Raw genomic sequence first — 13,075 nt, 5'->3', positions numbered from 1 at the left:
ATGACCTATCCCGTCGTCGGCCGGATCCACCGCCTTTCCCCGAAGCTCGACGCCGTGATCGCGCCGGACGCCCAGATCCAGCAATTGGCCGACGGCTTCATCTGGTCGGAGGGGCCGGTCTGGGTTCGCGACGGCGGCTACCTGGTGTTCTCGGACGTACCGGGCAACGTCATGTACCGCTGGAGCCAGGCGGACGGCCTGTCCGAGTTCCTCAACCCGTCCGGCTATGACGGCCCGCCCACCGACGCCTTCGCCGAGCCGGGCCAGAACGGCATGGCGCTGGACGCCGCCGGTTTCCTGCTGGCCTGCGATCACGGCAACCGGGCCCTGGCCCGGATCGACCTGAAGACCAAGAAGAAGACGTTCGTGATCGACCGCTGGGAGGGCAAGCGGTTCAACAGCCCCAACGACCTGGCGGTCGCCAAGTCGGGCGCGATCTACTTCACCGATCCGACCTACGGCCTGAAAGGCCGCAACGCCTCGCCGCTGCGCGAGCTGGACTTCAACGGCGTCTACCGCCTGCGGCCGGGCGGCGGCCTGGACCTGCTGGACGCCGAGCTGACCTTCCCGAACGGGATCGCCCTGTCGCCGGACGAGCGGCGGCTGTACGTCTCGGTCTCCGATCCGCACGGCCCCCAGCTGGTGGTCTACCACCTGGGGCCGGACGGCCTGCCGACGAGCAAGGCCCTGTTCTTCGACGCCATGCCGTTGCGCGAGGCGGGCGGGGCGGGCCTGCCGGACGGCATGTGCCTGGACACCGAAGGGCGGCTCTACGCCACGGGGCCGGGCGGGGTGCTGGTGTTGACGCCGGACGCCGAGTTGATCGGGGTGATCGAGACCGGCACGGCCATCGCCAACTGCGCGTTCGGCGAGGACGGCTCGACCCTGTTCCTGGCCTCGAACCACACCCTGGCGCGTGTGCGGCTGAAGACTGTTGGGTTGGTTTGGTGACGACTTAGGGGACAGACACTCACTCGATGCGCGTCGCCATTCCGGCAAGGCCTTACCGTGAGTGTCTGTCCCCACCTTGAGGCGCGGCGCCTAGGGATTGCCGTCCAGATACGCCTTCACCCGCGCGAACAGCTCCTCGAACATCGGCGTGGTCAGCCGCCCCGTGTTCGTATTCAGCCGCGAGCAGTGGTAGCTGTTGAACACCCGATAGGGCCCGGCCTGGAACTCGGTGCCGTGGCCGGGCAGGCCCGCCGAGGCCTTCAGGCCCAGGGCCTTCAGCAAGTTGCGGCGCGAGACGTCGCCCAGGGTGACGATGGCCTTCAGCTTGGGGAACATCTCCAGCCGCGCCGTCAGGAACGGCCGGCAGTTGTTCTCCTCGGACGTCTCGGGCTTGTTGCCGGGCGGGGCGCAGCGGACGGCGTTGGTCACGGCCGCGCCGATCAGCTTCAGGGAGTCGTCCGGCCGGGCCTCGAACCTGCCGGTGGCGAAGCCGTACTTGATCAGGGTGTCGTAGAGCAGGGTCCCGGCATAGTCGCCGGTGAACGGTCGGCCGGTGCGGTTGGCGCCCTTGCGGCCGGGGGCCAGGCCCACGACCAGCAGGCGGGCGTCATGATCGCCGAACGACGGGGCCGGGCCGTTGAACCAGTCGGGATACAGGTCCTTATTCTCGCGGCGATAGGCCACCAGGCGCGGGCACAGCGGGCAGTCGCGCGGCGGTTCGGCGGGCGAGGGGACGACCTCGCCGGGGATGTTGGAGTGTTGGGCCATGGTCAGTCCTCGTCGCCGTCGTCGTCGTGGGCGGCGGGACCACGCGCCGGCTCGGTGACGAAGCGGGGGAGGCCGCCCGACCGCTGCGGGCGGCCGATGATGTTGCCCAGGTCCGCCAGGTCCACGAAGTTGTCGGCCTGGCGGCGCAGGTCGTCGCTGGTCATCGGCGGCTGGCTCTTCATGGTGGACACCACCGTGACCCGGCGGCCCTTGCGCTGCACGGCCTCGACCAGGGCGCGGAAGTCGCCGTCGCCCGAGAACAGCACCAGGTGGTCGACCGTGGCGGCCATCTCCATCATGTCGACGGCGATCTCGATGTCCATGTCGCCGCGCCAGCGCTTGCGGCCCTGGCTGTCGGTGAACTCGCGGGCCGGTTTGGTCACCAGGGTGAAGCCGTTGTAGTCCAGCCAGTCGACCAGCGGCCGGATCGGGGAATACTCCTCGTTCTCGGCGATGGCGGTGTAGTAATAGGCGCGCACCAGCACACCGCGCTTGCGGAACTCGTCCAGCAGCTTGCGGTAGTCGATGTCGAAGCCCAGGGCCTTGGCGGCGGAAAAGAAATTGGCCCCGTCGATGAACAGCGCCAGGCGCTCGGTCGGGTAGAAGGTCACGTGATCGGAATTCCTTGAAAAATCAGTTCGATCAAAATCAGTCGGACCAGGCGGTGGTGGTCGCCCTGGGCTGCAGCCTGCCTGGATCATACCCGAGTCGCGAGGCCCTGCTGGAGGCGGCCGTCGCGGCCCTGGCGGCCGAGGGGCTGGCGGTGACCGCGCGCTCGTCCTGGTGGACCTCGGCCGCCTGGCCCGACCCGACCGCGCCGGCCTATCTGAACGGGGTGGCGCTGGTCGAGACGACCTTGCCGGCCGAGGCGGTCCTGGCGGTCCTGCACCGCATCGAAGCCCGCTTCGGCCGGGTCCGCGCCGAGCCCAACGCCCCGCGCACCCTGGACCTGGACCTGATCGCCCACGGCCGGATGGTCCTGGAGGGCGCGGTGGTCGTCCCGCATCCCCGGGCGCACGAGCGGCTGTTCGTGATGGGCCCGCTGGCGGAGATCGCGCCGGACTGGCGGCATCCGGTCAGCGGGCGCACGGCGACCGAGCTGGCGGCGGCGGCGACGGTGGGGACGGACGCCGTTCCCGCCGACATTGCCAAACTTTAATTCGCCCCCCGACGAAGCCGGTTCGATAGTCCGCGCCAAATCGTGCTGAGCGCCTTCGCGCCCGCGCCCCCTGGGGACCATCCTTCATGACCTTCACCCGTACGCTGCTCGCCTGCGCCGCCGTCGGCGCGTTGCTGTCCTCCGCTCCGGCCTTCGCGGCCGACCTCCAGAGCGGTGTCGACAAGTCGGCCTTCGACACCTCGGTCAAGCCGGGCGACGAGTTCTGGACCTACGCCAACGGGACGGCGATCAAGGCCAACCCGATCCCGCCCGATCGCAGCAGCTACGGCGTCGGCGCCATCCTGGTCGAGAAGACCGCCAAGCGCACGGTCGACCTGATCCAGGACGCGGCCAAGGCGGGCGGTTCAGCGGACGCCAAGAAGGTGGGCGACTACTACGCCAGCTACATGGACGAGGCGGCCATCGAGAAGGCGGGCCTGGCGCCGATGCAGGCGGGCCTGGCGCGGATCGCGGCGATCAAGACCCGCACGGACCTGGCCAAGGTGCTGGGCGGCAACGTCCGCGCCGACGTCGACGCCCTGAACGCCACCGACTTCTACACAGACAACGTCCTGGGCCTGTGGGCCTCGCCGGCCTTCGACGACACCAGCAAGTACGCGCCGTTCCTGCTGCAGGGCGGCCTGGGCATGCCCGACCGCGAATACTACCTGTCCGACAAGGACGCGATGAAGACCGTCCGGGCCAAGTATCAGGCCCACATCGCCAAGGTCCTGGCCCTGGGCGGCGTCGCCGACGCCGAGGCCAAGGCCGCCCGGATCATGGCGCTGGAGACCAAGCTGGCCCAGGCCTCGGGCAGCCGCGCCGACAGCGCCGACGTCCAGAAGGCCAACAACAGCTGGACCCAGGCCGACTTCGCGACCAAGGCCCCTGGGCTGGACTGGAAGACCTTCTTCACCGCCGCCGGCCTGGGCGGCCAGCCGCGCTTCATCGTCTGGCATCCGACCATGGTCGTCGGCCTGGGCAAGGCCGCCGCCGACGAGAGCGTCGATACCTGGAAGGACTACCTGGCCTTCCACTACCTCGATCACTATTCGAACCTGCTGCCCAAGGCGTTCGTCGACGAGCGCTTCGCCTTCTACGGCAACGCCCTGTCGGGCACGCCGCAGCTGGCGGCCCGCTGGAAGCGCGGGGTCAATTCGACCAACGCCGTGCTGGGCGAGGTGGTCGGCAAGCTCTATGTCGAGAAGTACTTCCCGGCCCAGTCCAAGGCCGAGGTCGCGACCATGGTCGACAACATCAAGGCCTCGTTCGTGCGCCGCATCGACGGCCTGGACTGGATGGACCCGGCCACCAAGGCCGAGGCCCGCCGCAAGGTCGAGGTGCTGAAGGTCGGCGTCGGCTATCCCGACACGTGGCGCGACTATACGGCCCTGGAGATCGTACGCGGCGACCCGGTCGGCAACGTGCAGCGCTCGGAGAAGTTCGAGACCGCCTACTGGATCAGCCAGCTGGGCAAGCCGGTCGACCGGGGTCAGTGGGTGATGACGCCCCAGACCGTCAACGCCGTGAACCTGCCGATGCTGAACGGCCTGAACTTCCCGGCCGCCATCCTGCAGTCGCCCTATTTCGACGCCGCGTTCGACGCGGCGGCCAACTATGGCGGCACCGGCGCCACGATCGGCCACGAGGTCAGCCACAGCTTCGACGACCAGGGGGCCCAGTTCGACAGCCAGGGCCGCCTGCGCAACTGGTGGACGCCCAGCGACTACGACCACTTCCAGAAGGCCGGCGTGGCCCTGGCCGACCAGTTCGACGGCTACAAGCCGTTCCCCGACCTGGCCGTGAACGGCAAGCAGACGCTGAGCGAGAACATCGCCGACGTCGCCGGCCTGGCCGCCGCCCTGGACGCCTACCACGCCTCGCTGGGCGGCAAGCCGGCCCCGGTGATCGACGGCCTGACCGGCGACCAGCGGTTCTTCCTGGCCTTCGCCCAGAGCTGGCGCGGCTATGACCGGCCCGAGGCTCTGCGCCAGCAACTGGTCACCGACGGCCACGCCCCCGACCAGTACCGCGCCGACACCGTGCGCAACCTCGACGCCTGGTACGCCGCCTTCGACATCAAGCCGGGCGACGCGCTGTACCTGCCGCCAGAAAAGCGTGTGAAGGTCTGGTAGGGCAGGTTCCTCAGGTCCCGGGCCTCGCGCCCGGGACGCTCTTGCCCGAGAACCGCCCATGGCCCCGATCAAGGTCAACCCCGACCACGTCCGCGAATTCGTCGACGCCGACGCCTTCTATGACTGGCTCTCGCGTCACCACGACAAGCAGGACGAGGTCTGGATAAAGATCCACAAGGTCGACTCCGGCCTGCCCTCGATCAACGCCAAGCAGGCGATCGACGTGGTGCTGTGCTGGGGCTGGATCGACGCGGTCCGCAAGGCCTTCGACGACAAGAGCTTCCTCCAGCGCTACACGCCGCGCGGCCGGAAGAGCATCTGGAGCCAGATCAACGTCGACAACGTTGCCCGCCTGGTCGACGAGGGACGGATGACCCCGCACGGCCTGCGCGAGGTCGAGGCGGCCAAGGCCGACGGGCGCTGGGACCGGGCCTACGCCGCCGGCAAGGCCATGAAGATCCCCGACGACCTGCAGGCCGCGATCGACGCCAGCCCGGCCGCCAAGGCGATGCTGGCCAAGCTGTCGGCGCAGAACCGCTTCGCCCTGGCCTTCCGCACGCACAACATGAAGACCGAGGCCGGACGGAAAAAGAAGATCGAGACCTTCGTCGCCATGCTGGAGCGCGGCGAGACGATCCATCCGCAGAAGAACCGCTAGGGCGGGGCGCCTGCGCGCCGTTCCGCTGGACTTCTCCGGACGAACACGGCATAAGCGCCCCCTCGCGAAAGCCGGGACTCTACCGATGCGGCGTTGTGTAACGCCGCCTGAGACCCTATTTTGCGATAACCAAGGCTCACAGCCCGAGGAATTCATGGCCCGCGTCACCGTCGAAGATTGCGTCGAGAAGGTCCCGAACCGCTTCGCTCTGGTCCTGCTGTCCGCCCATCGGGCGCGCGGCATCTCGGCCGGCGCCTCGCTGCTCGTCGATCGCGACAACGACAAGAACCCCGTCGTCGCCCTGCGCGAGATCGCCGACGACGTGGTCGATCACGAGGGCCTCAAGGAACAGCTGATCACCACGCTGCAACGCGTCGATGAGCACACCGAAGCCGAGGAAGAGGCCGAAACCCTCGCCCTGCTGGCCGATCCCACCCACATGCAGATGAGCGAACTCGAACTCGTTCGCGCCCTGCAGAGCGACCGCGACGGCGGTCAGGAGGAGCGGTACTGAGCCCCGACGGCGCAGACCCTCTCACTCTCGAAGCGGCGCCCGCCGCCGCTCCTTCCGAACGCGCGCCCGATTCCGAATCGGGCGCGTCTTCGTCTGTGGCTCCGGCCGCTCCCCCCGCCAATGATGGCCCCGCGCCCGCTCCGGCCGCGGCTCCTCCCAAGCCCCGCCAGAAGTTCCTCCGCCAGTACGAGCTGATCGAGCGCGTCCACGCCTACGATCCGACGGCCGACGAAGCCCTGCTGAACCGCGCCTATGTCTACGCCATGCGCATGCACGGCTCGCAGACCCGGGCCAGCGGCGACCCCTACTACGCCCACCCGATCGAGGTGGCCGGCATCCTCACCGAATACCGGCTGGACACCGCGACCATCGTCACGGCCCTGCTGCACGACGTGATCGAAGACACCCCGGTCACCAAGGAGGAGATCGCCAAGCTGTTCGGCGAGGAGATCGCCGAGCTGGTCGAGGGCGTCACCAAGCTTTCGAAGCTGGAACTGCAGGCCGAGCACGCGCGCCAGGCCGAGAACCTGCGCAAGTTCATCCTGGCCATCTCCAAGGACGTCCGCGTCCTGCTGGTCAAGCTGGCCGACCGTCTGCACAACATGCGGACGCTGCACTACATCAAGAGCCAGGCCAAGCGCGAGCGCATCGCCCGCGAGACGCGCGACATCTACGCGCCCCTGGCCCGCAACATCGGTTGCCACCGCATCTGCACCGAGCTGGAGGAGCTGTCGTTCGAGCACACCAATCCGGTGGCCCGCAACGCGATCATCCGGCGCCTGGACACCCTGCGCGCCGAACAGGGCGGGGCGGTGGCCCTGGTCAGCCAGGAAATCTCAGCACGCCTGGAATCGGCCGGCCTGCCCGCCCGGGTCTTCGGCCGCGAGAAGTCGCCGTATTCGATCTGGCGCAAGCTGCAGCGCAAATCGATCGGCTTCTCGCAGATGTCCGACATCTACGCCTTCCGCGTGATCGTCGACTCCGAGGAGGACTGCTACCGCGCCCTGGGCGTGGTGCATCGCGCCTGGTCCAGTGTGCCCGACCGCTTCAAGGACTTCATCTCGACCCCCAAGCGCAACAACTACCGCTCGCTGCACACCACGGTGGTGGGGCCGCGCGGCATGCGCATCGAGATGCAGATCCGCACCGAGGCCATGGACCGGGTCAACGAGGACGGCGTGGCCGCCCACTTCCGCTACAAGGACGCCTCGTACGGCCTGGACCTGGAAGGCATGGAGGCCGCCGGCGGCCGCGATCCCCTGGCCAACCTGCGCCAGCTGGTCCAAGTGCTGGAGCACGGCGGCGACGCCGAGGAGCTGGTCGAACACGCCAAGCTCGAGATGTTCCTGGACCAGGTGTTCGTCTTCACCCCCAAGGGCAAGCTGGTCAGCCTGCCGCGCGGGGCCATGCCGCTGGACTTCGCCTATGCGGTCCACACCAGCGTCGGCGACACCTGCATCGGGGTGAAGATCAACGGCGAGCTCAAGCCGCTGCGCACCCTGCTCAACAACGGCGACGTGGTCGAGGTGGTGCGGGGCTCCAAGCCCGTCGTGCCGCCGGACTGGCGCTCGCTGACTGTGACCGGCCGCGCCCGCTCGGCCATCCGCCGTCACATCCGCCAGACCGAGAAGGAAGAGTTCCTGCGCCTGGGCCGGGCCTCGGTGGAGCAGGTGTTCGAGCGGGCCGGCAAGAAGCTGAAGGACGTGTCGCTGCGGCCGATCCTGGAGCGCTTCGCCCTGGAGACCGAGGACGGACTGTTCGACGCCGTCGGGCGCGGCAGGGTCCTGCCGGGCCAGGTGCTGGAGACGGCCTTCCCGGGCATGAAGGACGCGGTGATGGCCGAGGCCACGGCGCGCCGCAAGATCGAGGGCGCCACGGCCGCCCGGCTCTATGTGCGCGGCGGCGGCCTGACCCCCGGCGTCTCGCTGCACTTCGCCCACTGCTGCAGCCCCGTGCCGGGCGACCGCATCGTCGGCATCGTGCGCGAGGACGGTGAGGGCCTGGACGTCCACACGATCGACTGCCCCAAGCTGGCCGAATACGAGGACCGCGAGGACCTCTGGCGCGACCTGAACTGGACGCCCGAGGCCGAGCGCGAGACCGTGTCCCTGGCCCGCCTGCACGCCACCATCGGCAACGCGCCGGGCGTGCTGGGCCAGGTCTGCACGATCATCGGCGAGGCCGGCGGCAACATCGTCAACCTGCGCATGCACCACCGGCAGAGCGACTTCTTCGACGTCGACATCGACGTCGAGGTGCGGGACGCCAAGCACCTGACCAACATCTCGGCGGCGCTGCGCACCTGCCCGACCGTGGAGACGGTGGACCGGACGCGGGGCTAGGCGCCGGCCAGGGCGCGATCGACGCGCGCCCGATCCGCCGTCGACAGGTCCAGTCCACGCGCCAGCTCGAACTGCCGCCTGGCTTGCCCGGCCTTGCCCAGCCTGGCCAGGGCTTCTCCCCACAGCAGATGATTGCGACCCCACTGCGGGGCCATCCGGTCGGCGGTCTTGAAGGCGTCGACGGCGCGCCGGGCGTCGCCCTTGGCCAGCAGGGCCTCGCCGCGATAGTGAGGCGGATCGGCCCAGCGCGGACCCTTGGCCTGGGCGGTCTGGAACAGGGCGATGGCCCCATCGGCGTCCCCGCGCGCCAGCTTGGCCCGACCCCAAGCGTTGAAGGCGTGAGGCAGGGAAGGGCCTTGCCGCGCCGCCTCGGCGAAAAGGCGGTCGGCCGCGGCCGCGTCGCCGGCCAGGGTCGCCGCCCGGCCCCGGGCGACCAGGCAGGGATAGCAGTCGGACGCCAGGGTCGCGCCCACGGCCTTGGCCTCGGCGTGGCGACCCAACTGGGCCAGGATGATCGTCCGATCGACATCGACGGAGCGCCGTACGCCCGGCATCCGGAGGCGGATGGGGCCAAAGGCCTGCTCCACCTGTTCCAGGTCGCTCAGGGCGGCCGGCCAATCGTCCAGTTGGCTGTGGATCGCCAGGTCCGCCTGGGCGCGCCGCAGCACGCCGTCGCTGGTGGCGGCCTGGCTCAAGACGCCGGCGCCGCTGGCGACGCCGCCGTTCAACCGTCGTGCTTCACCCAGGTCGTGGGCCAGCGCCAGGAAACGAGCCTGCCGGCGTCGTGCGACGACCGCGGTATTGTACACCGTGTCGTGGCTGTCCTCCGCCAGCGCCGCCGCGACGGCCCTGTAGTCGCCCTTCGCCTCTCCGATCATCCAACGCGCCTGGTGTTTCCAGACCGCCATGCCCTCGGGCAAGACGGCCTCGCGCCGACCGCCAAAGCGAACAAGATCGAGAAAGCGTTGGTTGGCGGCGAGCGCCTCTTCCCATCGGCCCCTGGGAAAGAGCACCGCGGCCTGGAGCCTCCAGACCGTCGCCACGCGGTCATCGAGCAGGAGAGCGTTTTGGATCAGCGCCAAACCGCGCGCCTCGTCGCCGCTCTGGGAAACCATCACCCCCCAATTGGCGAAGGCGCGGGGGCGTTCGTCCAAGGGGCCCGTAAGGGCGTGGCTCTCGATGACCTTCAGCGCTTCAGGCAGGCGGTCGTGGTCGTAGAGGTACCAGGCGAAGCGCAAGGGTTGGGTCTGGCCGTAGACGGCGTCGGCGGCCTGGTCGGCGAGGCGATCGAGGTCGCCGTCGGCGCCGGTGAAGGTGGCCGCGCCCTTGGCGGTGCGGACGGTCAGGGTCAGTTGTCCGGGCGCCGGCCGCCAGACGTCGCCGGCGACCACGGTCTCGTGGCCCAACCGGCGTCGCAGCCAGTGCTCGGCGTCGTCGAAGGATATGCCGGCCCCTGGGATCTCGATCCGCAGGTCGTCGCCCCAGTTCCCCTGGGTGGCGTTGGCGGGGACGGGGATCGGGGTCTGTCGTTGCTTGGTCTGCAGATGGTCCAGCACCTGGCCGGCGATCATCGTGCCGTCGATCCCCTGGGCGGCCAGGTCCGTCGGCGCGCGGAACGGCTGGATGACCAGGGCGGTCGAGCGGCTGGCCGACCACATGGTCCAGGCCAGGAGGGCCAGCAGCAGCACCGCGCCCGCCGTCAGGGCGCAGTCGCGCAGGACCAGGATCCGGGCGCGGAAACGCTCGTTGGCGGCCAGCGAGGTCTGGGCGCGGATCAGCCGGTTCTGATCGATCAGCAGTTGGCGGGCGGGATTGTCCGGCGCGGGGTCTTCGCCCACGGCCTCCATCGCGATCTCGACCGGATCGGCGGTGGTCGGCGTTTTCGGCGCGCGCCTGGTCTTGCGCGGTCGGGCCGCCTGTCGTTCGCGGCCCTCCGCCATGCTCGCCCCTCGATGACGGCGAAGTCTAGCACACACCCTTGGCGTGTGAAGTCGGGCGGGGAGGCGTGAGGTTGCGTCGCCTCTAGTCGCCCGTCGAGCGCGTCCGCAGCATCCGATCCACCCGTCCGGCCAGGTCGGCGACGGCGAAGGGCTTGGTCAGCACCTCCATGCCGGGCTGGATGTGGCCGTGGTTGAGGACCGCGTTCTCGGCGTAGCCGGTGATGAACAGCACCTTGAGGTCGGGGCGCAGCACCCGCGCCGCGTCGGCCACCTGGCGTCCGTTCAGGCCGCCGGGCAGGCCCACGTCGGTGATCAGCAGGTCGATCCGGGCGTCCGACTGCAGGACCTTCAGGCCCGCCGGGCCGTCCGCCGCCTCGGCGCAGGCGTAGCCCAGCTCGGCGAGGGTGTCGGTGATCAGCATGCGGATGGTCGGTTCGTCGTCCACCACCAGGACGGTCTCGCCGGCGCTGGCCTGGGGGAACGGGGCGAGGGGAAGGACCTCCTCGATCTCCTCCTCGCCGAAATGGCGCGGCAGGTAGATGCAGACCATCGTCCCGTGGCCCAGCTCGGAATAGATGCGGACGTGGCCGTGCGACTGCTTGGCGAAGCCGTAGACCATCGACAGGCCCAGTCCCGTGCCTTCGCCCATGGGCTTGGTCGTGAAGAAGGGGTCGAACACCCGCTCCTGGATCGCCTTTTCCATGCCCACGCCGGTGTCGCTGACGCAGACGGTGACGTACTGGCCCGGCTCGATGCCGCGCTCGGCGGCGGCGCGGCGGTCCAGCCAGGTGTTGCCGGTCTCGATGGTGATGCGCCCGCCGTCCGGCATCGCGTCGCGGGCGTTGATGCACAGGTTCAGCAGGGCGTTTTCCAGCTGGTTGGCGTCCACCAGGGTCGGCCACAGGCCGGCGGCGGCGACGGTCTCCACGGCGATCGACGGCCCCACCGTACGCCGCACCAGGTCGACCAGCTCGGTCATCAGCCGGTTGATCACGACGGGCTTGGGCGACAGCGTCTGGCGGCGCGAGAAGGCCAGCAGGCGGTGGGTCAGGGCGGCCGCCCGCCGCGCGGCCCCCTGGCCGGCCGCCAGGTAGCGCTCGACGTCGCGCGTGCGGCCCTGCGACAGCCGCGTGCCGATCATCTCGAACGAGCCGGCTATGCCCGACAGCAGGTTGTTGAAGTCATGGGCCAGGCCGCCGGTCAGCTGGCCGACAGCCTCCATCTTCTGGGCCTGGCGCAGGGCGTCCTCGGCCTCCTTCAGCCGCTCCTGCTCCAGCAGGCGCTCGGTGACGTCGTAGACGAACTGGTAGGCGCCGGTCTGGACGCCGTGCTCGTCGCGCAGGACGCCGAACCGCATTTCGTAGAAGCGGCGTTCGCGATCGGCCGAGCCGAACTCGGCGACCTCGACGAACTCCTCGCCGGCCAGGGCGCGGGTCCAGACCTCGCGCACCTGGGCCTGGTTCTCGGGCTGGTCGGCCAGCAGGTCGAGCATGCTGTCGCCGACCTTGGGCCGCAGGCCGAAGATCCTCTCGAACTCGCGCGCGGCCGCCCCGTTGATGGCCAGCCAGCGGAAATCGAGATCGACCACCTGGACGAAGGCGTTGGTGCCCTCGACGATGTCGGCCAGGATCCTGCGTTCGGCCAGGGCCGAAGCGACCCGAGCCTCCAGCGTCTCGTTCAGCTGGCGCAGGGCCAGTTCCGCCTTGCGGCGTTCGGTGACGTCTTGGAACAGCACCGCCACCTGCCGGCGGTCAGGCGGTTCGATCCGGAAGGACGACAGCGACAGGTGGCGGCCGGTGGCGATCAGCTCCTGCTCGAAGCGGATCGGCTGGCCGGTCCGCAGCACGTCGCCGTAGCGCGCGGCCCAGCTGTCCGCCTCTTCGCCGACCATCTCGCGCAGCTTCTGACCGACCACGTMGGGGATGCCGGCATGGCGGGCGTAGGCGGCGTTGGCGTCCACGTGGACATAGTCGCTGAGCGGCCCGTGCGGGCCGTCGAAGAACTCGATGATGCAGAAGCCCTCGTCCATCGAGTCGAACAGGGTGCGGTACTGCCGTGCATCCTCGTCGCGCTTGCGGAGCGACAGTCGCAGGTCCAGCTGGCTCATCACCTGGCGGGCCAGGACCTGCAGGGTGCGCTGCTGCAGGGCGGTCAGAGTCTTGGTTTCCGTGTCGAGCACGCACAGCGTGCCGATCGGCAGCCCCTCGGGCGTCTTGAGCAGGGCGCCGGCGTAGAAGCGCAGGCCCGGCTCGCCCGTCACCAGCGGATTGCCCTGGAACCGCGCGTCGGTCGTGGCGTCGGGCACCAGCAGGAAGTCGTCCTCGAGGATGGCCTTGACGCAGAACGAGGTCTCCAGCGGCGTCTCGCGCACGCCCAGCCCGACCTCGGCCTTGAAGAACTGCCGGTCCTCGTCGATCAGGTTGACCACGGCGATGGGCGCGCCGCAGATCTCGGCCGCCAGCTGGGCGATCTCGTCGAAGGCGGGTTCGCGCGGCGTGTCGAGGATTTCGTAGCGGCGCAGCGCCTGGAGGCGTCGCGCCTCCCGCGTTTCCCGCTCGGCCTCATCCATGATGGTCACGACACCCGCCCCAGGCCTCAACGGCTTTAC

10 protein-coding genes and 1 pseudogene are annotated in these 13,075 nt (G+C 69.6%); 6 read left to right on the top strand and 5 right to left on the bottom strand.

Annotated features, from left to right (window positions below; translation table 11 throughout):
* Positions 1–951: an SMP-30/gluconolactonase/LRE family protein gene (locus AC1U89_RS17745; RefSeq protein ID WP_479900991.1), complete on the top strand. Its 951-nt coding sequence runs from the start codon at positions 1–3 to the stop codon at positions 949–951.
* Positions 952–1,041: 90 nt separating this feature from the next.
* Here AC1U89_RS17745 and AC1U89_RS17740 read toward each other — a convergent pair whose 3' ends face one another.
* Positions 1,042–1,719 (bottom strand): uracil-DNA glycosylase, encoded by a 678-nt coding sequence (locus AC1U89_RS17740; RefSeq protein ID WP_479900990.1) that lies wholly within the window; start codon positions 1,717–1,719, stop codon positions 1,042–1,044.
* A 2-nt stretch (positions 1,720–1,721) separates the two neighbouring features.
* Positions 1,722–2,330, bottom strand: coding sequence for a LabA-like NYN domain-containing protein (locus AC1U89_RS17735; protein ID WP_479900989.1), 609 nt, complete (start codon positions 2,328–2,330; stop codon positions 1,722–1,724).
* Positions 2,331–2,344: 14 nt separating this feature from the next.
* On the opposite strand from AC1U89_RS17735, the gene folK reads away from it, so the two are divergent.
* The 5 genes from folK to AC1U89_RS17710 all read left to right on the top strand — a co-directional run bounded on the left by folK (position 2,345) and on the right by AC1U89_RS17710 (position 8,527).
* The gene (folK, locus tag AC1U89_RS17730) at positions 2,345–2,878 is read left to right on the top strand and encodes a 2-amino-4-hydroxy-6-hydroxymethyldihydropteridine diphosphokinase (protein WP_479900988.1); all 534 of its coding nucleotides are present in this window, start codon (positions 2,345–2,347) and stop codon (positions 2,876–2,878) included.
* Positions 2,879–2,964: 86 nt separating this feature from the next.
* Positions 2,965–5,013: a M13 family metallopeptidase gene (locus AC1U89_RS17725; RefSeq protein WP_479900987.1), complete on the top strand. Its 2,049-nt coding sequence runs from the start codon at positions 2,965–2,967 to the stop codon at positions 5,011–5,013.
* Positions 5,014–5,071: 58 nt separating this feature from the next.
* A complete protein-coding gene (locus tag AC1U89_RS17720) occupies positions 5,072–5,671 on the top strand; it encodes a YdeI/OmpD-associated family protein (protein WP_479900986.1) in 600 nt (199 codons plus the stop codon).
* A gap of 154 nt (positions 5,672–5,825) precedes the next feature.
* Positions 5,826–6,185 (top strand): DNA-directed RNA polymerase subunit omega, encoded by a 360-nt coding sequence (rpoZ, locus tag AC1U89_RS17715; RefSeq protein WP_007671240.1) that lies wholly within the window; start codon positions 5,826–5,828, stop codon positions 6,183–6,185.
* A gap of 95 nt (positions 6,186–6,280) precedes the next feature.
* Positions 6,281–8,527, top strand: a complete 2,247-nt coding sequence (locus AC1U89_RS17710) for a RelA/SpoT family protein (protein ID WP_479900985.1) — start codon at positions 6,281–6,283, stop codon at positions 8,525–8,527.
* Here AC1U89_RS17710 and AC1U89_RS17705 read toward each other — a convergent pair.
* The 3 genes and pseudogenes from AC1U89_RS17705 to AC1U89_RS17695 all read right to left on the bottom strand — a co-directional run.
* Positions 8,524–10,467 (bottom strand): hypothetical protein, encoded by a 1,944-nt coding sequence (locus AC1U89_RS17705; protein ID WP_479900984.1) that lies wholly within the window; start codon positions 10,465–10,467, stop codon positions 8,524–8,526. The two genes, AC1U89_RS17710 and AC1U89_RS17705, sit on opposite strands and share 4 nt — an antisense overlap.
* 82 nt (positions 10,468–10,549) lie before the next feature.
* Entirely contained in the window at positions 10,550–12,577 is a 2,028-nt protein-coding gene (locus AC1U89_RS17700; protein ID WP_479901048.1) for a PAS domain-containing protein, read from the bottom strand.
* Positions 12,578–13,036 (bottom strand): annotated as a pseudogene (locus AC1U89_RS17695) (GAF domain-containing protein); the annotation flags it as partial.
* Between the last annotated feature and the right edge of the window lie 39 nt (positions 13,037–13,075).

Source organism: Caulobacter sp. 05T431 (genome assembly GCF_056665975.1).
Note: the sequence above shows the minus strand (reverse complement) of the source record. Positions and strands in the feature narration are given on the sequence as shown.

What these genes read in the sequence shown, in the direction of transcription:
- AC1U89_RS17740 (WP_479900990.1), bottom strand. Translation starts at nt 1,719, where the DNA reads ATGGCCCAACACTCCAACATCCCCGGCGAGGTCGTCCCCTCGCCCGCC.
- AC1U89_RS17745 (WP_479900991.1), top strand. Translation starts at nt 1, where the DNA reads ATGACCTATCCCGTCGTCGGCCGGATCCACCGCCTTTCCCCGAAGCTC.
- AC1U89_RS17725 (WP_479900987.1), top strand. Translation starts at nt 2,965, where the DNA reads ATGACCTTCACCCGTACGCTGCTCGCCTGCGCCGCCGTCGGCGCGTTG.
- AC1U89_RS17705 (WP_479900984.1), bottom strand. Translation starts at nt 10,467, where the DNA reads ATGGCGGAGGGCCGCGAACGACAGGCGGCCCGACCGCGCAAGACCAGG.
- rpoZ (WP_007671240.1), top strand. Translation starts at nt 5,826, where the DNA reads ATGGCCCGCGTCACCGTCGAAGATTGCGTCGAGAAGGTCCCGAACCGC.
- AC1U89_RS17720 (WP_479900986.1), top strand. Translation starts at nt 5,072, where the DNA reads ATGGCCCCGATCAAGGTCAACCCCGACCACGTCCGCGAATTCGTCGAC.